General features: G+C 50.5%; 32 protein-coding genes and 2 pseudogenes. 6 read left to right on the plus strand and 28 right to left on the minus strand.

Translation table 11 applies throughout. The features are described 5' to 3' along the window. Positions 1–2 precede the first annotated feature (2 nt). The 3 genes and pseudogenes from CCS41_RS13885 to CCS41_RS13895 form a co-directional block, all read right to left on the minus strand. Positions 3–254: a type II toxin-antitoxin system Phd/YefM family antitoxin gene (locus tag CCS41_RS13885; RefSeq protein WP_072549705.1), complete on the minus strand. Its 252-nt coding sequence runs from the start codon at positions 252–254 to the stop codon at positions 3–5. Between the two features lie 108 nt (positions 255–362). Further along, on the minus strand, positions 363–1,001 hold the full coding sequence (excA, locus tag CCS41_RS13890) for a plasmid IncI1-type surface exclusion protein ExcA (protein WP_072549706.1): 639 nt from the start codon (positions 999–1,001) through the stop codon (positions 363–365). Positions 1,002–1,195: 194 nt separating this feature from the next. Then, positions 1,196–3,225 (minus strand): annotated as a pseudogene (locus tag CCS41_RS13895) (DotA/TraY family protein). A 243-nt stretch (positions 3,226–3,468) separates the two neighbouring features. On the opposite strand from CCS41_RS13895, the gene CCS41_RS13900 reads away from it, so the two are divergent. Then, the gene (locus CCS41_RS13900) at positions 3,469–3,621 is read left to right on the plus strand and encodes a Hok/Gef family protein (protein WP_119797796.1); all 153 of its coding nucleotides are present in this window, start codon (positions 3,469–3,471) and stop codon (positions 3,619–3,621) included. Positions 3,622–3,690: 69 nt separating this feature from the next. Here CCS41_RS13900 and traX read toward each other — a convergent pair whose 3' ends face one another. Genes traX through CCS41_RS17835 form a run of 4 tightly spaced genes read right to left on the minus strand, consistent with a single transcriptional unit; the run spans position 3,691 to position 8,517 of the window. Beyond that, on the minus strand, positions 3,691–4,251 hold the full coding sequence (traX, locus tag CCS41_RS13905) for a conjugal transfer protein TraX (protein WP_119797797.1): 561 nt from the start codon (positions 4,249–4,251) through the stop codon (positions 3,691–3,693). Next, positions 4,244–5,437, minus strand: a complete 1,194-nt coding sequence (traW, locus tag CCS41_RS13910) for a conjugal transfer protein TraW (protein WP_162860111.1) — start codon at positions 5,435–5,437, stop codon at positions 4,244–4,246. The genes traX and traW overlap by 8 nt, the downstream gene beginning before the upstream one ends. 9 nt (positions 5,438–5,446) lie before the next feature. Beyond that, positions 5,447–8,281 carry an ATP-binding protein gene (locus tag CCS41_RS13915; protein WP_420866981.1) on the minus strand — a complete coding sequence of 945 codons (2,835 nt, stop codon included), beginning with the start codon at positions 8,279–8,281 and terminating at the stop codon, positions 5,447–5,449. Further along, positions 8,278–8,517, minus strand: coding sequence for a hypothetical protein (locus CCS41_RS17835; protein WP_420866982.1), 240 nt, complete (start codon positions 8,515–8,517; stop codon positions 8,278–8,280). The genes CCS41_RS13915 and CCS41_RS17835 overlap by 4 nt, the downstream gene beginning before the upstream one ends. Positions 8,518–8,650: 133 nt before the next feature. Here CCS41_RS17835 and CCS41_RS13920 point away from each other — a divergent pair, with 133 nt between their 5' ends. Further along, positions 8,651–8,947 (plus strand): ribbon-helix-helix domain-containing protein, encoded by a 297-nt coding sequence (locus tag CCS41_RS13920; RefSeq protein ID WP_240313928.1) that lies wholly within the window; start codon positions 8,651–8,653, stop codon positions 8,945–8,947. Continuing rightward, positions 8,944–9,240, plus strand: a complete 297-nt coding sequence (locus CCS41_RS13925; RefSeq protein ID WP_119797799.1) for a type II toxin-antitoxin system RelE/ParE family toxin — start codon at positions 8,944–8,946, stop codon at positions 9,238–9,240. The genes CCS41_RS13920 and CCS41_RS13925 overlap by 4 nt, the downstream gene beginning before the upstream one ends. A gap of 24 nt (positions 9,241–9,264) precedes the next feature. Here the strand turns inward: CCS41_RS13925 and CCS41_RS13930 are convergent, their stop codons facing one another. From CCS41_RS13930 to icmT, 13 genes are read right to left on the minus strand one after another with little or no spacing between them, the layout of a single operon-like run. Continuing rightward, positions 9,265–9,879 carry a TraT conjugal transfer protein gene (locus CCS41_RS13930; protein ID WP_119797800.1) on the minus strand — a complete coding sequence of 205 codons (615 nt, stop codon included), beginning with the start codon at positions 9,877–9,879 and terminating at the stop codon, positions 9,265–9,267. A gap of 48 nt (positions 9,880–9,927) precedes the next feature. Next, the gene (locus CCS41_RS13935; protein ID WP_119797801.1) at positions 9,928–10,323 is read right to left on the minus strand and encodes a DUF6750 family protein; all 396 of its coding nucleotides are present in this window, start codon (positions 10,321–10,323) and stop codon (positions 9,928–9,930) included. Between the two features lie 56 nt (positions 10,324–10,379). Further along, complete coding sequence (gene traQ / locus CCS41_RS13940; RefSeq protein ID WP_119797802.1) at positions 10,380–10,742, minus strand: conjugal transfer protein TraQ; 363 nt, start codon at positions 10,740–10,742, stop codon at positions 10,380–10,382. After that, positions 10,727–10,921: a hypothetical protein gene (locus CCS41_RS15780; RefSeq protein ID WP_162860112.1), complete on the minus strand. Its 195-nt coding sequence runs from the start codon at positions 10,919–10,921 to the stop codon at positions 10,727–10,729. Before CCS41_RS15780 ends, traQ begins: the two co-directional genes overlap by 16 nt. A gap of 10 nt (positions 10,922–10,931) precedes the next feature. Further along, positions 10,932–11,687, minus strand: coding sequence for a conjugal transfer protein TraP (traP, locus tag CCS41_RS13945; RefSeq protein ID WP_119797803.1), 756 nt, complete (start codon positions 11,685–11,687; stop codon positions 10,932–10,934). Continuing rightward, positions 11,684–12,895, minus strand: a complete 1,212-nt coding sequence (traO, locus tag CCS41_RS13950; RefSeq protein ID WP_119797804.1) for a conjugal transfer protein TraO — start codon at positions 12,893–12,895, stop codon at positions 11,684–11,686. The genes traP and traO overlap by 4 nt, the downstream gene beginning before the upstream one ends. A 3-nt stretch (positions 12,896–12,898) precedes the next feature. Next, on the minus strand, positions 12,899–13,852 hold the full coding sequence (locus CCS41_RS13955) for a DotH/IcmK family type IV secretion protein (RefSeq protein ID WP_240313929.1): 954 nt from the start codon (positions 13,850–13,852) through the stop codon (positions 12,899–12,901). Between the two features lie 10 nt (positions 13,853–13,862). Continuing rightward, complete coding sequence (locus tag CCS41_RS16840) at positions 13,863–14,261, minus strand: DotI/IcmL/TraM family protein (protein ID WP_240313935.1); 399 nt, start codon at positions 14,259–14,261, stop codon at positions 13,863–13,865. A gap of 1 nt (position 14,262) precedes the next feature. Next, positions 14,263–14,547, minus strand: coding sequence for a DotI/IcmL/TraM family protein (locus CCS41_RS16845; protein ID WP_240313930.1), 285 nt, complete (start codon positions 14,545–14,547; stop codon positions 14,263–14,265). Positions 14,548–14,571: 24 nt separating this feature from the next. Next, on the minus strand, positions 14,572–15,006 hold the full coding sequence (locus CCS41_RS13965) for a conjugal transfer protein TraL (RefSeq protein WP_119797805.1): 435 nt from the start codon (positions 15,004–15,006) through the stop codon (positions 14,572–14,574). Positions 15,007–15,026: 20 nt separating this feature from the next. Then, a complete protein-coding gene (locus CCS41_RS13970; protein ID WP_119797806.1) occupies positions 15,027–15,950 on the minus strand; it encodes a hypothetical protein in 924 nt (307 codons plus the stop codon). 56 nt (positions 15,951–16,006) lie between these two features. After that, complete coding sequence (locus tag CCS41_RS13975) at positions 16,007–17,818, minus strand: LPD7 domain-containing protein (RefSeq protein ID WP_119797807.1); 1,812 nt, start codon at positions 17,816–17,818, stop codon at positions 16,007–16,009. 12 nt (positions 17,819–17,830) lie between these two features. After that, positions 17,831–18,091 (minus strand): IcmT/TraK family protein, encoded by a 261-nt coding sequence (gene icmT, locus CCS41_RS13980; protein ID WP_119797808.1) that lies wholly within the window; start codon positions 18,089–18,091, stop codon positions 17,831–17,833. Between the two features lie 111 nt (positions 18,092–18,202). Between icmT and CCS41_RS13985 the strand changes: the two genes are divergently transcribed. Beyond that, positions 18,203–18,445: an antitoxin gene (locus CCS41_RS13985; RefSeq protein WP_119797809.1), complete on the plus strand. Its 243-nt coding sequence runs from the start codon at positions 18,203–18,205 to the stop codon at positions 18,443–18,445. After that, positions 18,442–18,849: a type II toxin-antitoxin system VapC family toxin gene (locus CCS41_RS13990; protein ID WP_240313931.1), complete on the plus strand. Its 408-nt coding sequence runs from the start codon at positions 18,442–18,444 to the stop codon at positions 18,847–18,849. Before CCS41_RS13985 ends, CCS41_RS13990 begins: the two co-directional genes overlap by 4 nt. On the opposite strand, the gene CCS41_RS15785 is transcribed toward CCS41_RS13990, so the two are convergent. Beyond that, on the minus strand, positions 18,802–19,374 hold the full coding sequence (locus CCS41_RS15785; RefSeq protein ID WP_119963870.1) for a hypothetical protein: 573 nt from the start codon (positions 19,372–19,374) through the stop codon (positions 18,802–18,804). The two genes, CCS41_RS13990 and CCS41_RS15785, sit on opposite strands and share 48 nt — an antisense overlap. Positions 19,375–19,404: 30 nt before the next feature. Between CCS41_RS15785 and CCS41_RS13995 the strand changes: the two genes are divergently transcribed. Further along, the gene (locus CCS41_RS13995; protein WP_119797810.1) at positions 19,405–19,608 is read left to right on the plus strand and encodes a type II toxin-antitoxin system RelE/ParE family toxin; all 204 of its coding nucleotides are present in this window, start codon (positions 19,405–19,407) and stop codon (positions 19,606–19,608) included. Positions 19,609–19,622: 14 nt separating this feature from the next. On the opposite strand, the gene traJ is transcribed toward CCS41_RS13995, so the two are convergent. The 7 genes and pseudogenes from traJ to CCS41_RS14030 form a co-directional block, all read right to left on the minus strand. Beyond that, positions 19,623–20,789: a plasmid transfer ATPase TraJ gene (gene traJ, locus CCS41_RS14000; protein WP_119797811.1), complete on the minus strand. Its 1,167-nt coding sequence runs from the start codon at positions 20,787–20,789 to the stop codon at positions 19,623–19,625. A 1-nt stretch (position 20,790) separates the two neighbouring features. Continuing rightward, positions 20,791–21,579: a type IV secretion system DotC family protein gene (locus CCS41_RS14005; RefSeq protein WP_119797812.1), complete on the minus strand. Its 789-nt coding sequence runs from the start codon at positions 21,577–21,579 to the stop codon at positions 20,791–20,793. Beyond that, entirely contained in the window at positions 21,576–22,025 is a 450-nt protein-coding gene (locus CCS41_RS14010) for a DotD/TraH family lipoprotein (RefSeq protein WP_119797813.1), read from the minus strand. The genes CCS41_RS14005 and CCS41_RS14010 overlap by 4 nt, the downstream gene beginning before the upstream one ends. 39 nt (positions 22,026–22,064) lie before the next feature. Beyond that, complete coding sequence (locus CCS41_RS14015) at positions 22,065–22,256, minus strand: Rop family plasmid primer RNA-binding protein (protein WP_119797814.1); 192 nt, start codon at positions 22,254–22,256, stop codon at positions 22,065–22,067. Positions 22,257–22,366: 110 nt separating this feature from the next. Further along, the gene (gene pilV, locus CCS41_RS14020) at positions 22,367–23,728 is read right to left on the minus strand and encodes a shufflon system plasmid conjugative transfer pilus tip adhesin PilV (protein ID WP_119797815.1); all 1,362 of its coding nucleotides are present in this window, start codon (positions 23,726–23,728) and stop codon (positions 22,367–22,369) included. 35 nt (positions 23,729–23,763) lie between these two features. Beyond that, the gene (locus CCS41_RS14025; RefSeq protein ID WP_119797816.1) at positions 23,764–24,447 is read right to left on the minus strand and encodes a prepilin peptidase; all 684 of its coding nucleotides are present in this window, start codon (positions 24,445–24,447) and stop codon (positions 23,764–23,766) included. Beyond that, positions 24,395–24,864: pseudogene (locus CCS41_RS14030) on the minus strand (lytic transglycosylase domain-containing protein). The gene CCS41_RS14025 and the pseudogene CCS41_RS14030 overlap by 53 nt, the downstream one beginning before the upstream one ends. Positions 24,865–24,939: the final 75 nt, after the last annotated feature.

Raw genomic sequence — 24,939 nt, forward strand, 5'->3', positions numbered from 1 at the left:
TGTTACCATGCTATAACAGAGCGTCGGTGTGCTGATCCACGCTGAGGTAATTCGATATCGGTATGCTCATTCGACAACAGCAAAGATTTCAGTGATGGGCGTGCAGCTTTACTCAAACGCTTCCATTCAGTGATGGGAACCAATATCGCGGTTTCTGTGCCACGCCGAGTGACGAGTTGAGGCCCTTCGTTAATACAGGCATCTAATAATTCGCTGAAACGCGCTTTTGCGTCTTGCACAGGCCAAGTGTTCATCATAACACCTCTTGTCAGACTAGTTACATGACTAGTGTAGATGAGGTTCATATTTAATGCAACGACAGAAACATCGAACACACCATTTCGTCACGATCTGGCCTGTATTCAGCAGGGTAACATTTTAAATCCCATTTTCTCAGATAACCGTTCAGTATTGTGTTTCACGTAGCCTGGAAAATTATAGGGATAATTGTATTGTTGATTCCTCATTACGCAAATCCGTTCATACAGTAACCAGGCTTTGTTATTCTGAATATCAATAAATGGCATCTCTGCAGAATTAATATAAAGACGTAATCGATTACTAGCTCGTAACTCACAATTTCGCCAATTACTTATATTAAAACCTAAAATATCAATTTCTTTTTTGTTGATTAGGCGAACATAAAGCATAGTGCCGCGCTTAGGATCAATCCCGAAATAGGCACTGGAATGCATTTCGCGGATTTCATTGTCTGGCGCTGGATAATAACTTTCATCGCTTTTAATGACTGAGAGTATTTTAGCTAGACATAGGCGTTTGTTGATGTAGCTGATTGTGCACCATAGTAGAGGGATGACGAGAGCGGCTAAAGATAAATTAGCATATAATAGATCTCTATCTCTCACAGCCCTAAAATATACGTTATTAGCCATCCGAAACGACATAATGCTTACAAACAAGAAAAATGGAATGCCTGCCCACACATAAAAAAATAAAGCGAGATGCATCAAAGCTCCGCCAATAGTTTTTTTATTTCGCATGGTTTACCTCCTGATTTTATACTAAATTATAGCATCAACTAACTGATTTTTATATTAAAATTAGTTAGTTTTGTTAGCTTATTTCATACCGTCGCTATTGTTATCCACGCCGGGTGTAGCCACAATTCTCTTCGCTGTGGGTGCTGTTTTTGCGCCGCTGCCGAAGCTGGCAAACATACCCTTAATAGATTCGTTCATACCCCCAGCATACTGGCCCCTTCACGACCTCCTAACCAGGAGATGACATAATCTGGCATACTCACTTGCAGACTGAATGCACTGGAGACCAAAGTGGTACAAATACGCGCATAAATCATTAAGACACCCACAATACTGACCAAGCCCGTGATGGAGTCGGTTTGTACATTGGCGAGAGCTGAAGCAAACAGTGTATTGAGCAAAGTGCCCACAGCGACCACGACCAGACTGGCAAAGAGAAAGCCAAATACCATCAACATCGGGCGCAACATCACATCAATTAGAAAAACATAGCCATAAGCCGAACGACTGCCTTTGTCTTCCTCACCACCCAAATGCGTCGCCGCCCATAATGACCCGGCGGTAGCGCCAATCAGTACACCAACAATCCAGTTGGTGGCGGCGCTAATCCAATAAATAAAGGGATAAAAGGCAAATAGACCGACAAACTAAAACCGATGCTCAGCAGTACGAATACTAAAAAATAGACTACCGGTCCTATCGCTTCCAGCAAGCTACTCGCCGCATCCCCAGCCCCTGTGATGGTATTAATAACATTTCCTGCCAGATTGCCTTTTCCCCAAGCTGTTAGCACTTTGGCACCGGTATAGGCACTAAATATTGATGTGGCTCCGCCTAAGGTGTAATCACCAATGGCTTTCATCTTGAGTAATGGATTGACTTGATTGCTGTCATTATTTTCTGAACCGAAATCTATATTTACAACTTTATTGACAATACTCTTCCCCCAAAAATTAGTTATTCCAACCAGCACAGAAGCTGCATCTGTCGCATCACTTGCTTGCTGATTATCCTTGCTGGTCTGTGTACCTAACGGCGCGGCATAGGTACTGTTCTGTAGTTGTGCACGGTAGGCAACGGTAAGTTGCTCGTTGTAAGACCCAACACCTAACTCACCCAATCTGGACATGCCGGTTACTGTGGGGCGCATGTTGACCACGGCGTTGGTCTTGTTATTGGCAGTGGCAAAGGTTTGATACCAGCTTCCCAGGGCCAACCATCCGTATTGTCTGAGCTGTGTAGCCACCACATCCTGCAACGTCGTTCCGTTATCCATCGTGCGTACCGCCTGGCTGATGCTGTCTTCGTACTCGCGGGCTGCTTGCTGGATTTTACTCTCCACATCGGCAATTGTACCCGTGCCTGTTTGCCTTTTTTGTCTAAATTGCCGTGCAAAGTTGAGGGCGGTCTGTGAAAGTTGATTTTGCATGCGGTCTAACGCGTTACTTTGGGCAATGATTAACGGGCCTGTATTGACCGGTACGTTAAAAAGCGGTTGCCAGCGGCTATCTCTTCGGCTAACCGGCAAGCGTGCCGATCCACATTGCGCGCTGCCATTGCTGATCATAAAGCCTTCCGGAAAGGTTTTAATGTTCATATAGGGCGTGCCGGTTGCCGCTCCACTTTCACTGTACATCGTATGAAGTTCGTCATTCATGCCGTACATACACAAATTCATCTCAAATATTGCCCGCGAAGCACTCAATGTTTGCGGAGCAATCGGCTGCATCACCAACGATTGACCGCCTTGCAGCATGGTTGCCGCTCTATCGATAATCAGATTGGCTGAGCCGACACCCATGATGGAGGCCGCCCAGAGCACGATAAGCTGTGATATTGACCAGCCGGAAGCGGTCGGCACCAGGCTTAGAAAACCGAGCAGTGTGGTTAACGGATAGAGCGCGCCTCTGCCCCCGCTAAACACCTGGCCCTGATGACCGGCACGCACCAGTTGGCGCAAGGTAACGGCCACAAACCAAAACAGAGCTACGGCGGCAATAATGCTATTGAAGAAAAAAAATAGTTGGCCAATCATGCTGGTGTTAGTGGGATGCAATGGATTATTCACGATGTCGCCAAAAATCATCACCAGCATCTGGCGGGATAAATCACCGCTGCGTTTGGCTGCGCCGGAGAGGGTGGTAAAATTCATGTCATCGGCGAGCAGGTGCACAGAATAAAGCATCAGTGCCAGGATACCGAGTAACCGCAGTAAATTTTTCATTTATTGCCACGCAATAGGAGACGTTATCAGGCGGGCTGATAACATTTATTAGGAAGGAGAAAGTGGTGCTGAAAAGGAATTCTGCTAAGATGGTGTTGGGTGCTTGAGGCTTTCTGTCTTGAGCAGTCGTGATAGGCAGAAAGACGAAAGCCCGAGTTATTTTTCAATTAACCCGAGGCCATCAATATGTCCAATCAACGTAAGGATAGCCTCTTAACTGCAGAAATGCAATCGGAGGTCAGAATGCCGCGAAAATTCGCGTTGTCCAGTAAAATTGTGATTTGTATCACAATTTTACTTTTCACCTTGCTGATACGTGATTCACTGTGTGAGTTACGTATCAAACAAGGTAACACGGAGGTAGCGGTGTTCCTGAACTACGAACTTAAGAGCTAACCGCAGGGCGGGGTTCACCCCCGCCTTTTCGGTGAAAGACATACGACTCTTGAGCACCCAACCCTTTCTCTAAAGGCTTTTCAGCGTTTTTTTAATCCAGGCAGTTTCCGCCAAAAAGTAACCAAATTCTCCCCGCTCGAGAGGGGATACCCGTCGTTCACGCACCTGCCAGCGGCGGTATTCGCAGAGTAAAGCGCGGGTAAATCCCCAAGCCGAGACGGACAATAAAGTCAATGAAAGCAAACTGGCCTTTATCCACACTATCAGGGGCAGGGTGGCAGCATTCAATAACAGCATCGCCATCAGAATACCGATCAAAAGGATCGGAATAAACAAAACAAACCCCCATCGTTTTTTTGACGCCAAATAGTATTTATTCAGTTGATCCGGCGTTTGACCACTGGCTCTAACGGCCTGCGTCCAATCAAGTGACGTTGTCACTGATTTTGCTGCCGATTTTTTTGGACACAAGCCCTGTATCCGGTTCAGCAGGGTACGCCAGGGGCGGGCGGATACCGCCGCGATGCGGCGCGTTTCCGAGAGGGGAAGCAAAATATTAAAGAAATAGTAGCTGCCTTTTAGCCAGCGTGTTGACCTGCTGGCGGGTATCACGGGTTGAGCTTTATCCATTGCGGCTGACTCCTGCGCTGATTTGTTGTCGTTTTTGCTGTAACAGCGGTCTGAATTCCTGGTCAGCACTGAGGCCCAGTTGCTGACCGTTGATGATATTGCTTTCTTGGAGCTGTTGTTTGATGCCAAATAGCAGCCAGTTTTGTAGATTTTGGATGCGTATCGCTTCGCGCAGTAGATTATCGCCTTCCATTGCCTGCAAATCAGTGAGGTAGTCGGTATTGGCATAACGGCGGCCGACTTCAAAAAATTCCAGTTCACGTTCTGACAGCGCGGCGGTACGTTTTGCCTCGGGTGAGGCATGTTGCGCAAAATACGCCGCCGCTGACGGTGTTTGGAGGGCTTCTTTTAACACTGCGGTCGTTTGCGGACTGGCCTGACTGGCGGCAATCATCGCCAGTTGCGGATGGGCCGCAGCAGATTGAATGGCCTGGTGCTGATTGAGAAGGCCTGCATATTGCTGGCCGGTGGCGGTTTTTGCCTCCCCTTTTTTAAGTTGATCCCCGGCTGAGCGCTGAGTGGTGTTTTTCAGGTACATCATCGCGGCATCGGTCTGCGCTTGAGTGAAGGTCAGTACCGGGGGGTTCCCGGATTTACCGGCCCCCGAGAGCACCGATCGCAATTCGTTATCTCCACCGGGCAGATCCGCTATTTTTGGGCACAGTGGTGTGCCACCGTAAACGGCGTGCTCCGCTGCACTGCAGTAATCAGCATGGATAGCGGCGGCACGAAATTGTTCCTGATCCAAAGGCTCTGCCGAGGTCGTGATCGCAGTCTGAATATTTTTATTGGCGATCCCGCTGCCACCCACCAAGCGGCTTTGCATTGCTGTAGAGCTAGCGGCCACTTGCGCAACCATGCCAGATGTTGATTCGCTGCAAAGGCTATCGGGTACCGTATAACTGCGCCGTGCGGTTTCCAGTCGCTCGGTCTTGCGGGCAAAGGTGTCATAATCGCGCTGAGTTTTGGCTGTTTCTTCCAGCATCGCTGCCAGTTTGTCGCTATTTTGATTAATAGCACTACCGATTTGAAATTCGGTAGCGGCGATTTGTGCCAAAGTGGCATTAATCGCCGTGAGCGCTGGGACAACCTGGCTGGTTACCGGCAGGCTTTGGGTGACTTCCACCGGCATGGCGATGGCGTTGACCGCGATTATCAGCACGCTCACTATCAGTGTTTTTTTCATTGGGTTCTCTCACAAATGTGTCCCGCGACGGGCAATTAACTCCTCCGCCAGCCGGCGGGTAATGTTGCTGTGATCCTGTTCCCCTGCCTGCTTTTGCCGCAGTTCGATGATTTTTTCCGCACTGCCGGTGGGGAAATTTTCCGCCAAAATATCGCGGGCGGTGTGGCCGTCGAGTTGCTCATATAACAGGTTACGCAATGCACTGTCTTTGGGGGTGGAATTGAGCGCCCAGAGTTCACGTGGGCCCACCGTATTTTTGAGGATTTGTGCGATGCGCCCCACTTTAGTGCGAAATACCGCCAAAAAGCAGGTGCCGCTGCCATCGGAGCAGGCCCCTTTGCTGAGGGTCATAAAACGCCGGACAGTGGTTGGGGGCACCTGGAAATGCTCAGTTAATATTTTTGCGTCTTCTGGCCGAACCCGCATCAGGTACAGCGAGTTGGCTGATTTCAGCAAATCAGGCGGAAAATCACTCAAATACTGTGAAGAAAGCACGGTACGAATAGCAAATTTGCGTTGTTCCCGATCTTGGGTTTCCAGCGCGCTAAAAATAAAACGGACTTTGCGGGCATTATGCAGCTCATCGTAGACCTTGGTTTTCAGCTCCTGATCGAGTTGTTCCAGGCGCGCCCGATGAAACGTTTCATAGCGGGGATCAATTTTAGCCAGCAGTTCCTCGCGGTACTGCGGCAAGCTGTAATCCCCGCCGGCCACTTGCCCGGCAAACAGATACAGTATGCCAGTACGTAACTGCCCCTCATCAGAATCATCACCTATCACATTATTCAAATCGATGGCAATAACGCGGGTATTAGCATCGAGGGCGAACTGGGTACGGCCTGCCAACATGCGGTATTCGGTGCTGGCTTGCGTGAGGCAGCGTGAAATAGTGCCCAGTAATAATTCCTGTGATCCATCCCGATTGATGTTGCCGAAGGCATGGCGCACATCCTCATGGTTTAGCCAACCCTGCAAGTCGGTCAGCTCAGGGACCGCCTGGTATTGCGCCAGGGTGGCCTCCCTAATACAATCTTTGTCAAACAGCATATCGCGCACTTCATACCAGGCAAATTCCTCCCATTCACTGTCGGTATATTGATCACGCAAACCGGTGTTGAATAGCGCCTTATCCACCGCTGGCACCAGTGTGGGGGCGTAGCGGATCGGGCTTTTTTCTGCATTATTACGATAAGCTTCATCGATCACTCTGCCCAGAATTTGCCGGGTGTCTTTGGCATTGGGGGGATGGCCGGTAGTGGGATCGGTACATAGGGCGTAGCAGAGATTGAGCAGCCAAGTCCGCTCTGGCATCAGCGGATAACGCGCTCCCAGCTGAATATCAAACGGATTGCGGCAATGTTGTGCGTCGTTTTGTAGCACCATGCCGACCACTTCATTACGGCGCGCAGGCGGCAGCGCATCGCGGAGCAGGCGTATCAATCCCTGTGCGCTGTAGCCCTTGTCGATGACGCTCAAAAAAGGTAACTGAGTTTGACCGTTGCTGATCACCACTTCGTTAAGCACATTCAGTAATACCGATTTGCCTGACCCGGGTTCACCAGTGATAATTTCGGTGAATTTTTCCTGTAGCGAACTGCCCAAACGCACCGGAAAGGGTTTGCCATCGACGGTTTGAAACACCACACTCGCTTCATCCGGCCAGGGCGTCGCGGGCCGACTCAGTGGCAACATTGCCAGGGCTGCGGACAAGGGGGGAAATAACAGATTAACGCCACCGTTAGTCGCAGCGGCTAAAATCGTAGCAGTCCAGGCGCGCAGCGGATCGCCAAACGTGCGGGTGATCTCGCAGACTCCACAGGATGGGAAGGCTTTCTGTAACATCGTGATATTGCGTTTCACGCCCTGTGGATTATCCGCCCAGGTACTGGCCGTAATGGTCATCACACAGGTGGGATCACTATCATTGTTGTTAGCCAGCCAATTGACGGCAGCATACACCGGGCGCAGTGAGGGGATCACCGCGAGAAAATCCAGTGCGGTGCGTTTTTTACCCAAAATATCGTGCCCACCGGGCATCAGATCAAAACGAATTCGAAAGGGCACTTTGCGATTGACCTTGTTAAACAGTTGAGTGAAGGTCTCCGGCTTTTGTGGCCCCAGTGTCAACGCCAGACTGCTGTGCCAGAGGCCATCCAGTTCGACCAGATTACCGTAGGTATTGGCTTCTTGCGAGAACAGCTGATAATTCAGGTGAGGGGGCAATAGTCCGCTGTGATCTTCGCCTTTCGGCATCCCGTGAGGAAAAATTGGGTCCCCTGGCAACAGGGGTTGCCAATTGCGGGCGGTGCCAGTGCGATCAATTTCTTCCTGAATACTGAATCCCACTTCATGCGCATCCATCAGGCGCAGTAATACACCCTGACCGTCGGTGGAAAAATCCTGTTCTATCTTGCTCACTAGCGCATCATGGCGGATCTTCAAGCCCTCTAGGCGATAATGTTCTGGATCCTGGCAGAAACAGGCAACGGGGGCACCTTCCAGCTGTTGGTTTAGGCGCTGTTGTTCTTCTTTTAGCTCTGAGGCAGGCAGAGCAATCCGCCCAGTATAAACCACCATAAAAGCCCGTTCCCGCGCGACAAAAGGGACTAATTTATCGATTTTTTCCTGCAGAATGTCATCCAAATCAATCCCAATACGACGAGTGGCACGGGATTGCGGGGACATTAGCCGAGTTAATTCTTCCCGCGCTTTATCCGGATCACGTTCAAAGACAAAACTGAGCTTGTGGCCCAAGGCTTTAAATTCACTAGCCAGCGCGGTATGCAAGCGTGCAATGTAATAATGAAAAGAGTAGGCGTCTTCTTTTTTCTCGGCCTCACTCAAGGCGGCCTGCTCATCAAACTCGCAAAATGCGCCCTGGATTTCAAATACACTGGCGTAATCGCCGGTATGAGTGACAAAAATGTAAGGCGCCTGCAAGGCGGGCGAAGCATTTCATCTTCTTCTGTTAAGCCAATCACGGTACGCAGATCACAGTAAGTGGTGAAATCTTTGCCCAGGGTGTAGCGTGAAACCGCCGCTATCGCTGACTCAATGGCAGTGAGGGTTTTTTCGATCATAATGATATTTGATCCCGTGTTGTTCAAATGAAAATGGGAGGTGTAAAAAGTGGAGATGTTTATCTGATTTGCCCTTTTTTTATTGCCACTCCTTCCCGTTTTGATACTATAGTAAGAATTATTCCTACTTTTAATGAAGGGTATCCTCATGGCCAGCGCCGAGAAAATCAGCATTGCCTTGCCATCTGAAATGGTTCATACCATCCGCAACGCGGTGGCTACTGGTGAATATGCATCGAGTAGCGAAGTTGTTCGCGATGCGTTACGTGACTGGACATATAAACATCGACTGCGGCAGCAAAACATCGGCGATCTGAGTCGACTTTGGCAAGAGGCGATAAGTGATAAAACACCCGGGAGATCAATTGATGACGTATTTGATCGTCTCGAAGATAAATATCAGTCGATTGCGGCGGATGAAAAAAAGTGACGCAACTGGAACTCTCGGGCTACATTGAAGGTGATCTGGATGATATCGCTGACTATATCGGCCAGGATAATCCTGGTCGTGCAGTAACATTCATCCGGGAGATCCGCACAAAATTTTACGACATCCAATGTAACCCGTTGCTTTACCAACTGCGTCCTGATATTGGAGAGGAAGCACGTATGGCAACTGTCGGGCGCTATGCGATCCTATTCCGTGTTATGGCTAATATTGTACGGATTGAGCGCGTCGCCTATTGTGGTCGCAATTTGGTTGGTATTTTCACCTCGGAATAAATACCAAAAGTTGAGCCATTACAATCAATCGTGGCTTAAGTAACTTTTATACAAATCCGCCCACAGAGCCGTATCCGATTCAGGCACGCCATCAGCAAAGATCCCCTTACCGGTCAATTTTTTGGGATTGAGTATCAATGCCAAATGACGCCAGCGACTCTGTAATTCAGTGCGTTGTTCGTCACCTGCCTGCATCAGTGCTTCGGCAAATTCACCAGGATGAGCCGTGCCCCAAAACGCTTCTACCTCTTTTTTATGCGCCGCCAGCCAGTTAATCACTGTTTTGGCGACATCCCGATAAGCGGGATCGGCTGATTGCAGTGCCAAAATAGCGGCACGCTGCAGGTGATTAACATCTTCAGGTCTTATTTCAGGCAAATACACCACAAATCCATCGTCAGCATCCAGTGCGCCCAGGTTTTGCCAAGCTTTACATAAGGGATCGACCACCGTGAGGTTGTCACTGTGGTGGTTGAGCGGATTGTGATCAACAAAATGCAGGTGGTTATTTTTTGAGGTGTAACCACAAAATTCGCATTGATGTTGACTGTTTTCATGTGCTTGGCGATGGAGTTTGTCTGGAGTGCTTTTTTGTGACTCCTGACCCCAAGTATGGCGTAGTAGAGAAAAAACCAGCATGGATGAGCCTCGTAAAACCTATCATTTTTGGTGACAATGCCACAACAATCAGCTCACACTGACTGGCCGGAAACCTGCCTGCTTTTGACCACGACTGATGAACTGATCCAGTGCAATTAGAATGCAGCCAATACCGATAAAGATGGCGATGTGCGAGCCTTTAACATGCGGATCGTTTTTCTTGCGTAGCCACAAGAAAATACCGGCAATCACGCAACCGATGCCCGCCACTTGCGCCGCCAACAGCAGCCCTGGCTTGACACTGGTGATACCCGAAGTGATGCTATTGACCATGCCAGCAATATCCTCATCGGCTGAAGCAACCTGGGCGGTACACAGGCCAATCAGCGCGATTAACCCTTGCGCCATTTTTTGGCTAAGGCGCTCAGCCGTTAGAGAAAGATGGGTGCAGACAAATAGTACTGGATGGTTAAAGGGGTGCATAAAATCTCCTGATTATGGATAAAATAGTGAGGATTAACGTGTCAGGTAATGCTTGATTACCAGACGATGGTAAGGGTGTTTTGCAATGCGGTTAAAAAGTAAGGGTTGCAAATCAGTAGCGTGCCAATCAGCAGTTTAATCACGCCGTTGGAAACATCTTCGCCGGCCGTCAGGCCAGTATGGCCGTCAACCAGAGAGCGTTTCATGCGCCTCATGCCCTGGTAGAAAAAAATGACTCCCAGCAAACGCAGCAAAGTGAGTACCGCATTAATGGCCTCGGCAGCCGGGCCGTATTTGGTCGATGAAACATAAGCAATGGCATCAAAGGTCACATCGCCGAAGCCTAGCTGATGGGCAGAGGCATTCATCATTTGCCTTAACGCAATCAACCCGCCACACAGCATCAGAAACAGCAGCATTTTACCGAGGCTCGACTCTGAGCCGGCCCCCGATGGCTTTTGGGGAGCGCAAAGCGCAGCAGATAAACAATGGCGCTGACGATCCCCATTACTACAGCCAGCGTCATCACCAAATTGATGCCGGACTGGGTAATATTGCGGGAAAAGTTAACCAGCATCTGGATCAGGTCAGTATTCATTTTACTTCCTTCAACGGATGATGCCGGCAGAGGTTTCAATTTGCCGCTTTGAAACGTCAATATGTTTTATTTTCAGCTTGCCCAGCGTATCGCCCTCACGGACGGCATGAGTGCTGCCCTTATACGATACCCACGCCATACCTTGCCACAGGGTGTTGATCTGATAGCCATCGGTACTGGCCCGTTGTGGATTTTGGGTTCTTTTTTTCACTGGCGTAGAGACCCTTTGTTTTGAGGCTGCGGGTTGAGTGCGTACGCTTTCCAGGCGGATAGCCATGTCACTCAATTGCTGTTCCAGCTGCTTAACCTGTTGATTAGCCAACGCCAGGCGCTCTGATATCGCCCCTATAGCCTCACGATTTTCCTCCGCGAAACTACGGCGCGCTTCCAAAATCGTCGCTATCTCTTTTTTAAAGGTGGTCAAGGCTTCCGCTGCAACGGAAAGTGTATTGGGATCGACCACTAACGGCATAGTGGATACTCCAGGCTCCGTTTTTTGGTAAGCTGAGTTCCATGCCTTGGGTTCAGAGGGGGCAAATCGGGCAGAGCTTTGCTGGACCTGTGTATTGGGCCAAAAGAGGTAAGCCACACCCAGGATGACACAGACCGCCAGTATCAATAGGTCGCGTAATCCTAGGCCAAACCAGCGTTTGGGTTGTGACACTGTCTCCATAAGGATCTCAGGCTCGCTGATTCTGTTGGATCCCTCGTTATCATTGGTGTCCACTGTATCGAAATTAAACAGGTCCGTTTTTTCACGTTTCATGGTGCCCTTCCTGTCGAGGGTTGCTGCTGGCTACCCGACTCAGTTTGCCGACGCACGTTATTTGCTTCATACACGCCGCCAATAAATTGAATGGCGATAATTTGCCCACGGTTAATCGTGGCCTGTTTGATGGGTAATCGTGCCGCATCGCTGGTCATCACCTGCCCTGCCTGATTGCCGATCCCACCGACAACAGTCCCTGCGATAGTGCTACCGCTCGGGGTAGCCGGGCGGGTCTGGATCACACTACCTTGCGGGGTGATCATATTTTGCGTACTGGACTGCTCAAACAATTGCCCAGTGCGCCCGAGACCCATGGCGATGGCCGGCAAGATAATGCGCGAAAAATAACGATGATTGACGTCACTTGCCACAGAGGATTGCAAGGTGTCATCACTGAGCGCGTAAGCATCGACGGTATAAGTTTGTCCACGCCAACTCATGCGCTCAAAGTGGATAGTGACACCGTCACCGGCTAGCTGAACACGACGGGCATGCAATTGCGCGCCGGCGTAACGACTGCTGGGAATAGTCGCTAAAACCTGTGAATCAGGGTTATCAGAATCAACGGCGGTTTCAATGACACCCGGCACGCGGGTGTAAGGTGCCACGATTTCTGTATCAGTGATTTCCCTGCCAGCAAAATGCGGCGCATCCTTATATTTTGGCGCTAAACTGGCTGTCCAGGCGGTAAAGGTGTCCCCTTTATTCCCTTCTCCTCCCTCGATTCGTGATGCCAATTGAAACGGCACCGGTTGCCACTGCCCATTTAAATCCTGGAGCAAACTATCAATCGCTTTCCTGCGATTCTCACTTAACCCTGAATTATCGGCGGCCACTGAACGTTCACCACTGGTCTCAGGTGGCACTGTGTTTAGCTTATCGGGTGGCCGACCCGGCTGTTTTTTCTCACCGGGGTCGATAGCGCCTTCGCGGATACGGGCGACAAAACTTTGCCCTTCTTCGCGGGCAATAGCTGCCTCGGTGGCGTTATATTTTTCCAGCAGTTCGCGGTATTGGGCACTTTCTGTGGTGTGACGGCCGACATTGGCCGCCACACTGTCGATCGCGTAGTTGGATTGTGCCTCAGCGGGTTTGTTGTACAAGCTGTAGCCCAGGTAAATCGCAAACCCTAAAACAACGACACCAATCACTATCAGTATCAATGACTTGCTGGTATCCAGCGCCAACTCTTTTTCAATAGGCATGGGTTACTCCAGATGGATGGTCAACGGCTCGGTACGGCCCATCACGGAAAAATTGACATAGGGTGTTAGCGGCAATTTCCACAGGTGAGTGCCGTCGAGGGAAGATAGGGTTTGCTCAAATTCATCCCTAATTTCACTACGCGAGCGAATATAGAGATCGTCACCCAGTTGCCAGACTGTCGTCGATGCCAGGTTACCGTTGGTGCGTAACCGTTTAGCCTCCAGGGGAGGCATCCCATCCAAAAATGCCTGCAATACAGTGTTGTACAGGCCAATTTTGCTTTCCGGTTGCGCCATTGGTTTTGCGTCAGGCCCGCGCTGGGGAAGTCGCAAATCTAACCGGCTGTCCATGATTTGCGTTGCTGATTTGTTGTCAGGCTCACCGCTGGTTAAATTGACCACCACCGGCACTGCCAGGCCTTCCAGGTAAACGGTCACATTGCCGGTGTCATAACGGCGCAAGGCCTGAACCGCCATCATGGCGCTGCCGGGGATGTAGCTCACCTGAAAGCCTTTGTTGTTGGAATTAAACGGTGGTGCCCCCAGTTTCCAGGGCGCGCCGGTACTGTCAGAAAAGGTGACACTGCTGGTCTGATCGGCGGCAGTACGCAAAATGGGTACACTGGCACCGGGCGATAAATTGACCGTCAAGGTGCTGATGCGCGGCAGGGTTACCCGTGACTGATAAGCCCGCCCGCGACTGGCGGCATCCGCTGCACGGCCAAGTTGTTCTATTTCTGCACCGGATAACGGTGTGGCCTGCTCCTGGGTATAGCGCAGTGCCGCTGACGGTAGAGGCAGCGTGGCCAACGGTTCTTGATCTTTGGGTGGTACCTGTTTTTCTGGACTAGCAGTCGATGCAGATGTAGCCGACTGCCAATGATTGTTACTTTCAGCTGCTCTGGCGTGCCCTGTTAGGCTAACCAGTAGCAGAAAAAGAGAGTATTTTTTCATCATGAAGATCCCGTTATTTTGCATCAAAGGTCACTAATTGAGTCACTTCCAGGCCAGTGGGTTTATCCCTCACGTCAGCGCGTTGAATAAACAAAGAAAAGATAAAGCGTTGCTCGGGCAGGGATGTGGTCTGGCCGGCCAGTTTCAATGTCACTGGATACTGGATTTCCCAGGCGTACACCCCGTTGGATAACGGGCCTTTTTGTCGAACCACGCCGGGTGCTACCATCACCGCCAGGTTCATCTTTTTATCGCGCACCGCCGCCAACACATTGGATTGTGTCAGTGCCTGGTAATAGCTGGTAAAACCTTCGTCGGAAAAACGGGAAGCGATCGCGCTCATCTGTACTTTAAAATGAACAAAATCCAGTGTGAAAGCATCGCGGATCACGCTGCCACCAAAATCGGCCACCTCAGCCAAGGTGAACGCCGGTTGATGGGTGGGGGATCAGCGGGATCACCCGCCCCTCTTGTGTCGCAAAATATCTAACCGGTGGATGCGCCACTTTCCAGGCCAGATAACCATTCAACAATACTGAGCACGCCAGACAGAAGCTGGTTATCAAGCACACTTTAAGTGTCGTGCGGGCAAAGCGGGCACCCAACTGATTTTGCTGATGCAGCTCAATGGCCGCCCGGTAAGGCGCAGGCACAGATAAGCCGTTGTCCGCATCGACAACTCGGTGAGGTTTTTTCATGCAATAAACCCTCAGATATGGCCGCTAATTGAGCGTAAAAGGAGATCCCCTGTCGGGAGTCGGGATGATCGGCTGTGAGGCTGATAGCGTTTTGCTGGGTATCGGAGTGTCCTCCACCTTCAATTCTCCCCAGGGATTGATGTTATTCAGGATATAGCCCGAAATTTTATCCCGCGCAGCGGCACAGACCTTGTTTTTGATCCCATTCAGGATGTCGGCCAGATTGGGGAAGGTCGGTATAGTGAGGGAAGTACTGATACCTCCCAGACATTGCTGTAAGGCATTCGTGGCCTGGGTTTCACGCATCGCCCAGGCGTCAGCAGCCTTTTTTGCCTGTTCATAGCCGCTTTGACTGCCGATTAACGCCGCGCTGTAAGCACGGCAAGGTGCAGCCTGACCAAAAGTTGTCGTTGCTATCAGCAAAGCACTGAACAACAATACGCCCTGTAATTTTTTCATTCTATCGCTCAAAATGACCTCTACATACCGGGACGCGGCGCATGACCCGGATCCATTTTTGGTGTATTTGCTGCCATTACAGTGGCATCCGGTGCAGGTGACGTTGTCACTGGAGTGTAGTGTTGAGTAAATCCCAACTTTTTATGCCATACCTGTGTCATCTTTTCTGGTTGATCCAATTTGGCCACTACCTTATTTCCTTCGCCTTGCAGACGAAACACAAAGGTGTCATAGGCCACAATCGCGCCCCGAACCTGATTCACGGCATTGCCGTGGCCAATCGGGCGTAGTCCATCGGCTTCAACGACATTCAGTGCCAGGTAGCGCGAACCGTTTTCTCGGGTGCAAAGTTGCCCCAGTACGTGCTGATATTCTCCTTTGTGCCGCACAATCCCCTGCAAATAATCGCCGTTTCCCTGCACCAGTTGCAGCGAGAGCTGACCCTCTGGCAAACAAGCACTCATCACTGGCGTCCCCGCCGCCTGATTGGGCGTGGGTAACGACACCGTTTCGGGGTTGCCTATTTTTTGTGTTCCCTTGCCATCCGGTTGCAACCAGAGCAATGGCGACTCGCTGGCAGGCAGTGATAGCGTGATCCCGGTTTGGCTCAGTACCGATTGCTGTATCTGCTCAAAGGCCACCCGGTCGTAAGCGAGTAGCGAGGCAGGAGGAAAGACATGCCGCCGATCGCTTACCAGAAGACGGGGATCGATGGCTGATTTTATTTCCCATTGATTACGATGCGCCTCTCTTTTTTCCCAACGGAGAAGGGTGCCCTGCTCATCTTTCACCGGGACTTTGAGGGTGACGGGGTGTTGACCTAAGCAGCGCAAGGTGATCATATCGCCGATTTTCATGCCACTGTCAGCCACAGCCTGGCTTAATTCCTTGCCCCAAATCACTTTTTCACCGCCGACAGTACGCATTCTGACAAAATAACTCATGTTTTCCGCCTGATTAAACTGGTACGGTGAAGCGCTGTGTTCTAGCAGCTTTCCGGTTAATTTTTCCGCGGGGTTTCAGCCTGCCTCTGGGCGTCGGTGGGCGTTACCTTTGGCGGGTTTGCTGTTGAGCTATCAATTGCCACGATTGCATCAACGGGTGCAGCAACCGGGGTGGCTGCTTCACGATGATCGGATTTCTTTCTGGCCTCATCGAGCATCAATTGCTGCTGAGGATTTTTTAGCACCAGTGCCAGCTTATGTTGGGCGATTAAATGAATAGCACGTTGTTTAAACGCCTCACTGCCGGTTAATTCCACTTTGCCGTAATAATGTTGCTTGGCGACCAACAGGGCCGCCAGCACCAGGGTGTCATTTTGACTGGCGGCGGGGGACGCCATGGTGATGCGGTTGCCATGATCGATAAAGGCACGCTCACCTTGGTGGGCATAGACCACCGTCTTGCCTTCATATTGATGGGTGATATTCTGTAGTACCGCATCTAAATCAGCTGCTTTTACTGGTTGGGGTACAGCATGATCTTTAACGGGTTCAGTGTAGATACCGTTATCGCAGGCGGTGACCTCTGGCTGTTCATCACTGCTCACCGCTGTAAGCAATTGATCGTCAGCTTCTGCAGAAGCGTTTTGTTGATCATCCGGTCGCGTCTCTAATGATGCTGTGTTTTTTGCATTCACAGATTGTTCCTGTTTTTCAGTGAGTAAGGATGCTGAATGCAGTGTTAAGGCCGCTAAATGCGTAGCGAGTTGCTCCCGCACCGCATCGACGCCTCGTGCTTGCTGCAAGTCGTTAAAGTCGGTAAGATTTTTTTGGATTTCCTCCGCGGTGAATACCGGTGAGACGACACGCCCTCGGGTGAGATTAGCTGCTTCTTGGGCTTTTTTTAGCCCTTTGTTGGCGCTATTTTTGCGATCATCATCGGCCAAAAACAGGTGCTGACTATCGGGGTAGCGGATACGCAACGCGGCTGCTACCTGCGGCAAATTACCCGCATCCACCGCCATCACTACCGGGAGAGCAGTGGCAGCATGGATGCTAGCAGCGGTAGCATAGCCTTCGGCGTATAGCAGTGGTTGACCGGCTTGCAATGCTCCGCCGACGACAAAGAAGCTGCCCGCTTTCTGCGCGCCTTTTTTCAGCGATTTAAAACCATTACCGCCGATACGTTGCACTGTTCGGACTTCTCCGGCGGCATTACGCAGCGGAATAACCAGCCTGCCGCGTTTGTCTTGTCTTACGCCTGTTGTCGCTTTAACACCTTTACGTAGCAAGTAAGGATGCTGAGCTGAGGCCTCCGGCAATAACGCCACTAATTGACTGATGCGATGAGCATGATGTTGGTATTGACGGGCCTGGGCAGTGGCCCGGGACTGTTTTTTTTGTAAGGCACTGGCCCGCACATGGTTTTGCGCCTGTTTATCCTTTGTTTGCCTACTGGTCTTCCATTTTTGCGGTTCAGCGTGAAGGCGGTGATCCTGGTACCAGCCTGCGGGTACGCCATCCAGATAGCCCACATAAACCCCTGTTTTTTCGCCTGATTTATCCGCAAAGGTTCTTACCCTGTGGTGCTGCCCATCCATTTCCGGCAAGCCATCCAGTTCAAAACCCGCTGCCGCCAATACCTCAGCAAACTCCTCACGTGGATTGGTTTCTATAGGCATTTTGGCCAGTGGAGCCGGCAACCACTGACGTAGTATGCTCAGATCGGCGCCAGGCTTGGCAAACCAGAGCTTCTGCACGTTATCGAATGCCAGAGCGTGATCACCCTGAGGTAATTTTCCCGCGACGCGTTTGGCGGCAGGCAGCTGGTCATAGGGAATAACCAGCCAGGTATTTTCAGTCGCAATCATGTCTAACTCCTTTTATTCAAAAAATTTCCGATACCACCAGGGGCGACCCACCACCGGATTACCGCGCATCAGATGCAGCAGGCGCTGGGTGAGCACCGTCAGGGTGTAGCCAAAAACCGAAAGGACTTTAAAAAAGAGGATAATGGCGGTGCAGAGTGCCAGTGTCAGCAGCGTTGGCCAACGAAACCAGGCAAAATACAGCGTCAACAACAACGCCGGAATGCCAAAAATCGTCAACGGCCTTGACGCATCCCGCCAGGGCGAAATGTCCAAATAAGCTCCTTACAAAAAATAAAATAAACGGTAGCGCAGTGATAATACATACCATTGATATGTATTTATGTGTGATATATACTTTTGATAGGTATCAACAAGGAGATAAACATGTCAACTACAGCCAAACTGTTCACTACCGGTCGCAGTCAAGCCGTACGGCTCCCGATGGAGTTCCGATTCAAGGGATCAGAAGTTTTTATTCGTCGTAACCAGGATACGGGCGAGGTTGTTTTATCGTCTAAGCCAGCATCCTGGCAAGATTTTTTCGCGCTAGCCGATAGCACTGATATTCCGGAAGATTTCATGGTTGATCGTGAAAATCTATCCGCTGAAGAAAGGGATCTATTTTGAATCGCTTTATGCTAGATACGAACATGGCAAGCTATGTTATCAAAGGTAATCCACCGGAAGCGCGCCAGCGATTGGCTGTGCTACCGATGGAAAGCATCGTCATCTCGGTCGTTACACAAGCTGAATTGCTTTACGGACTCGCCCGTAAAGGCCATCCAGTCACCTTTGCGGGCCTCATACGCGAATTTTTTCTTCGTGTTAAAATACTGCCTTGGGATGGCGAAGCGGCAACCGTTTACGGGGACTTGCGTGCTTCTTGCGCCGCTGCCGGTATCACCCTTAGCGCATTAGATATGCTGATTGCCGCGCATGCGATAGCAGCTAAAGCGACTTTGGTAACCCACGACAAGGCTTTTTCACTCGTCCCTGATGGGATGCTTACTGTTGCAGACTGGATCACTTAACATCTGCTCTACCTGTGAACCTCTTTTTTCCTCAGGAGCCAAGAAAGTTATCTTGTGATAGTCATCGCAGGGGCAGGTTTGGTTAGATGCTTCACGCATTTTTTTTATCTTCCAGGCCAGCATGCTGACTGCCTGACGGCTTTGTATCAGCGCCTGATGGCGTTTCTCGGCTGTTCTTACCCTCCAAGTCAGCGTACAGGTCTTCATATTTATGCCAGGTAAAGTGGATAAATAGACCTCCAATGAGGTGAGCTGGTCTGTTGCTTTGTATTGACGCATCTCTTTGCAAAGATTGAGAAGGAGGGGCAAGGCTGTGTACTGCTCTATGACATTATCGGAAAGCGTCAGCGCACTACGTTCCTGTTTGTTAAGCAGAGCACAAAGAAGACCACGAACATAGTGTCGTACTCTCTGGTAGTGTTGAGCATGGATATTACAACCCATAAGCATGGCCAGCCAATCTGTCAGTCCCCTAATGGGAGGTAAATCTGGAGGGCCGCAGTCGTATTGTTGGATTTTTGTCATTACAATATCTCCACATAACGGGGTAAAGATATGAATAAACTCCGTACCGTGATCATACTGCTACTGAAAGGTAACCCCCTGCCGCGTGAACTGGGTGACCATCCACTTAAAGGCGAATGGAAACCTTCTCGAGACCTGCATATCGAATCTGATTGGGTCCTGATTTACACCCTGGACAGCCATTCTGTTCGGTTTGAACGCACGGAAACCCATGCTGATCTGTTCGGAAATTAAACATTACTGAATATTTAGCAACGATCTCTTTCCCGCTGTTCCAGTTCACCGTGGCTAACAACATTCAGCATTTCATCCCGAGGGATACGGCCTGTTTGATATAACTGCCAAGCTTTATCGGCCAAACGGGCTTGTTGAGCCTGCAAACGACTGTCAATCCAGTGGCTCCACTGGGTGTAATTCAAACAGGCCAGTTCTCGGCGTACTGCTTCATCGAAAATCAAATATTCGCGTATTGCCTGGCGCTTGCCATCAGTCGTTCGCAGTAACTGCTGTACCACAATGACTTGCAAGACACCGAGCAGATCACGGGCGGCGGCTTCACGCATTTCTGCGGGAAACATCAGCACCGCACGTGGGATGGTTTCGCCGGGTGAATGGGTGTGTAAGGTAGACAGACATAAGTGCCCTGATTGCCCGCAGGCTATCGCGCCGCTCAAGGTCTCCCTATCTCGAATTTCTCCGACCCCAATCACATCCGGTGCCTGACGCAGGGCCAGTTTCAGTCCTTCGGCAAAGCTGCCGACATCACGGCCAATCTGTGATTGCGCAGGTGGCAGCAGGTTTTCTGGCGTGCCGAGGATATATTCAATCGGATCTTCAAAGGTCACTATTTTTCTGTCTGTATACAAACGGCAACAATACTGATAAATCGCCGCCAGTAAGGTGGATTTACCTGAACCGGTTTCACCACACACCAATATCAATCCTTTATGCGGCAGTAGATGGCGCAACAAATCAGGCTCCAGATCGAGACTTTCCAATGCGGGAATGTGCGTGGGAATAAGCCGTAAGGTGACGGCCATGGTCAATTCCTGGCGCCCTGCCGTGACCTGAATAAAGTTGGCACGAAAGCGTAACCGTTCGCCGCGACTCAGGCCGTAGCGCTGATCCGCATCGCCATCGAGTTGCAGTGCCCGATCGACACCCCGACCAGATTTCACCATCGCCTTGATTTTTGGTGTAAATATTTCATCTATCAATTTAGTTAATTGCGCATCTTCCAGGCGAAAGGCACTGGCTTTTACTAGTCGCCCGTAACGACCAACAATCAGGGGCGAGCCGCCTTGCAGATGAATATCGGTGACGTTGTGACGCGCACACCAGGTAAAAAAGCGGCGCAAGGTATCCGCGCTTAAGCCAGCGCTGAAATCAAAGGGAGGCAGGCTATCTGCAGACATTTCATTTCTCCGTGGTAATGATCGGTTGCCAGTGGGTTTTATCCCTATCAAACCGGGCCCGTTGTTTTAACCGTTTTACCTTGTCGCCAATGATCAGTTGATCCGGGGTGCCGGTGACGGTTTGCTGTTGTTCGGTAATACGTGGCGCAGTCACCATGCCTTGCTGCAACAAGGTTGAATAGTGCAACATGCCCGCGTAATCACGAGTTAGGCGATTAAAATTGGCTTCCAGAGTGTGATCAGCGCTGTCACGGCCTTCTGACCAGCCTTTTTCTACCGCCTGACGCCAGATGGTGCGTTGCTGGCCGTCTTTCGGCAGCACCGCACTGGCGGGGAGTGCCGTGGGGGCGGTAGCCAACCCGGCAAGTAAATACTGACGCCAGCCCGGCGGATTACTGACAAACCGCTCTGACGACACAATGTTGTACACCCTGCTGGCAGTACGTATCTGATCCGCTGTGATATGAGCAATGTCCTTGGTCGCGGCGATCACCGGCGGCAACCAGCCCTGGCGGCTAATAAGCGGCCGAAAATCATACAAAGTATTGAGTGTTGGCTCCTTATGCCGTAACGCCGCTTGCAGTTCCCAGGCACGTTGGGCTTTACCACCGCGAAATCCTAGGGTGCGCCCCGCTTCGGTTAGCATTTGATAGACGGTGTCACTCATCCCGCGCTGCTGGCTGGAGGGATTAAGGTAGGTTTTGATATCAGGCGGGGGCACTGCCTGTTCGTCGGCAAACACCGGGAGCGTGAATAGCAGCATCAACCCCGCCAGTGCCGGTTTTTTCATGACACAGTGCCTCGCTTATCGGGTAAAGCAAAATACAGATGTAGTGTGTTGGATTGTTGCCTCAACGTGGCCCGCCAGCTTATTTGCGCTTCAATCTGGCGTAACAAATCATCAAAGCGGAGATAGCGGGCATGCACATTGAGCGGTAGCGGCAAACGCACCCCACTGTAGGCAAAGGTTAACCCTCGTTGATACGCCAATTGAGCTAACAATTCAACGGCATCGCCTTGCCAATCCAGATCCAGTCGTTGAGCATCACTGCGGATAGCCTGTGGAAAACGTTGCATTTTTTGATTGATGGCCCCGGCCTGATGGAGCTGTTGTTGCGTGCGTGAAATCGCGCTGGTTTCCTTATCCAGCGCCTGCGCGGCGGTCTGATCGGTTTTAGGCACCTGACAGCCAGACAGCAGCAAGCCCGCCAAAATAGCGTAGTAATAATTTTTCATGGGGAGTTTCCGTTAAAAGCAGAGGTCCTGCATTAGTCCTCAATCGGGAGGAGGGCCATATTTTTTTCTAATTTTTTGATGTAATGCTTCCGCCAGTTCATGCAATTCCTGGCATTCATCAGCCAGCTCATCCTGGTCCAGGATGTCTAATTTTTCCAGCAAGGACAGCGACTGATCCTGTAAAAATTTAGCCATATTGGCGGTTGTTTGCTCCAGTGATTTTTTTGCCATGATTTTTTCGTTAGTTTGATTAAGATGATAAAGGATAACGCGTTTTCATACTGTTAACATAGCGACGGTATTAACCTGTTAATTCGATAAATCAATTTTGATATCACTGGTCAAATGATAGCGACTTGAACCCAGCGCGACACTGATTTTATCGCCCTTAGCGATGTTGACACGGTATTGTTTTTGCGCCACCCCCACCGTTTGGTAGCCCCAGTAGTGCCCCGAGAGCCACCTTTACTGACATGCAGGCTATTCGTTATTTTTCCCCTCACGGTGCCATTAACCAACACAGTAAAATTCGCCCTTGAGGTATGTGAACCATCGGTGGCATAAAATTTTGATGAAATCGACACCAGGATAAAATTAAAATTTCCGGGCGCCTCTATGGATAAGGCATCCACCCCTGCGCGTGACATACTGCCACCCCCCAGGGCTGTCCAGACACCGGATTGACAAGAAAGCACGGCACCCACTGCATCACGGCTGAGTAATCCCACCTTATCACAGGCATTACCAGATTCCGCTGCGTTATCCAACTGCAAAAATTCGCCCGTGGACAAGCGGCCATCGGCATGAACCGTACCGCCTTTCAGTTGACCCGTGGTCGATATCCCTTTGCCATTCACCGACTGGATCCAGTCATCGTTATCCATATACAGTCCACCCCCATGGGGCTCATTCATCCACCCTTTACCGCTCGACGTGATGAGCCACCCCTGGTTACTTTTTATGTCATTCTCCGTGGTAAGAGTGTTGCTGAAATGACCTGTTTTCGCCTGTATTCCTTTCACATTATTCAAATTATTGTCATGCATATCGATATCCGTATGCATACGATTAAGATCTGGACGGTTATTCACTTTATAGCGATACAATCGGTCACTTTCCTGCCTGTCCGTCCCGAGCACATCAGAGGATAACCAGGTAGCCAGCCGCCCTCTTGCGGCGCGCAGACCATAGCGGGTCAAATTCATTTCCCACCCCGCAAACGCCCCGACAGCCAGATTATCCGGCCAAATATAGCCGCCGGACCCTTCCACTTTTTGCGAGATAGTGCGCAATCCTAAGTAAGAAATTTCCTGACCGCCGGAAGTGAGCACAAAAGCCACCAGTTTTTCATGAAAGTGCGGATCACGCGCAATACCGACCTGATAGGTTTGTGCGGCGGTATTGCTCAACGAAAACCCGGCAGGTAAATACCCCGCTTGTTGTAATTCTGCGGCACTGACGGTGATCGGCGTGCCACCTTTGACACGATTGACCAGGGTATCGCGGTTATCCCTGATATAACTTTTGGCGGCACGGCCAACCGCGGTCATGTTACTGGCCGCCACGCCCCATTCCAGTTCTTGCAGGTACTGCGTATAACGGGGATAGCCGTAAAGACCAGCGAGCATAATAATAACCAGCCCGATTAACAGTTCAATGGTTAATATCCCCCGATGTACGGGCGATACAGACTGTTTTTTCATCTTGTGTTCACCTGTTCATAAAGGAAGTTGTTGAGTCAACATAGCCACGGTAAGACTGCCGCAAAGATAAGGGCAAAGGGGATTTCACGCGGCTGTGGTGCCAATCCCAGCCAAGCCAGACCGGCTTGCAACAAAATAATTCCAAGCGCAAACAACGTCAGTGACACCGTCACCGGCAATGTTAGCCATACACTCAATCCCATGAGTAAATACACATCACCGAGGCCAAACCGCTCGAGGCCATGGCGATTGGCCCAGCAGCGAAAGAGGCTAAGCACCCCGAATATCACCCCACCCTCAACCAGGGCTTGTAAAGCAGAAGAGGAAGCGTACGGCAACAGCGTAAACAACAGGCCGCCGAGGATAAAACCGCCGGTGAATCTAAGCGGCAACCAGCCACGGGCCACATCCAACTGGGTGAGCAAGACAGACCACCCCAATAGCATCAGATCACGAAATATTAGCGGCCAGGGCTGCGCCAACAAGAGACCTCGTGTGCTCACGAGGCTAGCCACTACCGCAAATAACATAATAAGCAGTGAGGCAAAAGGCAGTAGTGCCGGGGCGTCCCTTCGATACGGCCAATAAATTGGTGGGCTTCTGCGATCAGATAATGGCCCATCAACAAAAAAATCGGCAACAGTATGCAAAACAGCCCCACCGACGTCATGGCCGCTGAACCCGAAACTGCTGATAGCGCTGATAAACCCGCCTCGCATACTTCATCCTGCGCGGTTGGTTATTGTTGGCAAAACCGGCATTGTAGGAGCCCAGGCACTGCCAGTTAACGCCGCATATTTGCAGGTGTTTGGCCAAAATCCAGGCCCCGATCTGGACATTCAGGCAAGCATTGCTGAGTAACTCCTCTTTTGATTTGATTACCCCATCGCCACCAATTTTGGAATGTGACGGGAATTAATTTGCATCAAACCATAATCCGTACTGAGTGCCTTACCCGCCTTGTTGCGGTTAGTGTTGATGGCGCGCGGATTAAGGCCACTTTCCTGTACCGCCATCGCTTCCAGCAACAACGGATCGACCTGGTAACGCAGTCCTGCGGCCTGAAAACACAAAGCACAGGCACTGCCAGAGATACCGAGCAAGAATACAGCCAATATCAACACTCTCTTTTTCATGTTCACCGCCAAAGTAGTGGCAAAAATAACTTTAATAGCACGTTTAACAGGTCTATTATTGAGTCTATTCATCCA

This window comes from Candidatus Fukatsuia symbiotica (assembly GCF_003122425.1).
GTDB classification, from domain to species: Bacteria; Pseudomonadota; Gammaproteobacteria; order Enterobacterales; family Enterobacteriaceae; genus Fukatsuia; species Fukatsuia symbiotica.

What these genes read in the sequence shown, in the direction of transcription:
- traX (WP_119797797.1), bottom strand. Translation starts at nt 4,251, where the DNA reads ATGGATAAAGCTCAACCCGTGATACCCGCCAGCAGGTCAACACGCTGG.
- CCS41_RS14015 (WP_119797814.1), bottom strand. Translation starts at nt 22,256, where the DNA reads ATGGCAAAAAAATCACTGGAGCAAACAACCGCCAATATGGCTAAATTT.
- CCS41_RS15780 (WP_162860112.1), bottom strand. Translation starts at nt 10,921, where the DNA reads ATGAATACTGACCTGATCCAGATGCTGGTTAACTTTTCCCGCAATATT.
- traQ (WP_119797802.1), bottom strand. Translation starts at nt 10,742, where the DNA reads ATGCTGCTGTTTCTGATGCTGTGTGGCGGGTTGATTGCGTTAAGGCAA.
- CCS41_RS15785 (WP_119963870.1), bottom strand. Translation starts at nt 19,374, where the DNA reads ATGACAAAAATCCAACAATACGACTGCGGCCCTCCAGATTTACCTCCC.
- CCS41_RS13885 (WP_072549705.1), bottom strand. Translation starts at nt 254, where the DNA reads ATGAACACTTGGCCTGTGCAAGACGCAAAAGCGCGTTTCAGCGAATTA.
- CCS41_RS13935 (WP_119797801.1), bottom strand. Translation starts at nt 10,323, where the DNA reads ATGCACCCCTTTAACCATCCAGTACTATTTGTCTGCACCCATCTTTCT.
- excA (WP_072549706.1), bottom strand. Translation starts at nt 1,001, where the DNA reads ATGCGAAATAAAAAAACTATTGGCGGAGCTTTGATGCATCTCGCTTTA.
- CCS41_RS13930 (WP_119797800.1), bottom strand. Translation starts at nt 9,879, where the DNA reads ATGCTGGTTTTTTCTCTACTACGCCATACTTGGGGTCAGGAGTCACAA.
- traW (WP_162860111.1), bottom strand. Translation starts at nt 5,437, where the DNA reads ATGAAAAAAACACTGATAGTGAGCGTGCTGATAATCGCGGTCAACGCC.
- CCS41_RS13920 (WP_240313928.1), top strand. Translation starts at nt 8,651, where the DNA reads ATGAAGGGTATCCTCATGGCCAGCGCCGAGAAAATCAGCATTGCCTTG.
- CCS41_RS13985 (WP_119797809.1), top strand. Translation starts at nt 18,203, where the DNA reads ATGTCAACTACAGCCAAACTGTTCACTACCGGTCGCAGTCAAGCCGTA.
- traJ (WP_119797811.1), bottom strand. Translation starts at nt 20,789, where the DNA reads ATGTCTGCAGATAGCCTGCCTCCCTTTGATTTCAGCGCTGGCTTAAGC.
- CCS41_RS17835 (WP_420866982.1), bottom strand. Translation starts at nt 8,517, where the DNA reads ATGATCGAAAAAACCCTCACTGCCATTGAGTCAGCGATAGCGGCGGTT.
- CCS41_RS13955 (WP_240313929.1), bottom strand. Translation starts at nt 13,852, where the DNA reads ATGATGAAAAAATACTCTCTTTTTCTGCTACTGGTTAGCCTAACAGGG.
- CCS41_RS16845 (WP_240313930.1), bottom strand. Translation starts at nt 14,547, where the DNA reads ATGAAAAAACCTCACCGAGTTGTCGATGCGGACAACGGCTTATCTGTG.
- CCS41_RS13970 (WP_119797806.1), bottom strand. Translation starts at nt 15,950, where the DNA reads ATGAGTTATTTTGTCAGAATGCGTACTGTCGGCGGTGAAAAAGTGATT.
- traP (WP_119797803.1), bottom strand. Translation starts at nt 11,687, where the DNA reads ATGAAACGTGAAAAAACGGACCTGTTTAATTTCGATACAGTGGACACC.
- CCS41_RS13965 (WP_119797805.1), bottom strand. Translation starts at nt 15,006, where the DNA reads ATGAAAAAATTACAGGGCGTATTGTTGTTCAGTGCTTTGCTGATAGCA.
- CCS41_RS13995 (WP_119797810.1), top strand. Translation starts at nt 19,405, where the DNA reads ATGAATAAACTCCGTACCGTGATCATACTGCTACTGAAAGGTAACCCC.
- CCS41_RS14025 (WP_119797816.1), bottom strand. Translation starts at nt 24,447, where the DNA reads ATGCGAGGCGGGTTTATCAGCGCTATCAGCAGTTTCGGGTTCAGCGGC.
- CCS41_RS13900 (WP_119797796.1), top strand. Translation starts at nt 3,469, where the DNA reads ATGCCGCGAAAATTCGCGTTGTCCAGTAAAATTGTGATTTGTATCACA.
- pilV (WP_119797815.1), bottom strand. Translation starts at nt 23,728, where the DNA reads ATGAAAAAACAGTCTGTATCGCCCGTACATCGGGGGATATTAACCATT.
- CCS41_RS14010 (WP_119797813.1), bottom strand. Translation starts at nt 22,025, where the DNA reads ATGAAAAATTATTACTACGCTATTTTGGCGGGCTTGCTGCTGTCTGGC.
- CCS41_RS13975 (WP_119797807.1), bottom strand. Translation starts at nt 17,818, where the DNA reads ATGATTGCGACTGAAAATACCTGGCTGGTTATTCCCTATGACCAGCTG.
- traO (WP_119797804.1), bottom strand. Translation starts at nt 12,895, where the DNA reads ATGCCTATTGAAAAAGAGTTGGCGCTGGATACCAGCAAGTCATTGATA.
- CCS41_RS14005 (WP_119797812.1), bottom strand. Translation starts at nt 21,579, where the DNA reads ATGAAAAAACCGGCACTGGCGGGGTTGATGCTGCTATTCACGCTCCCG.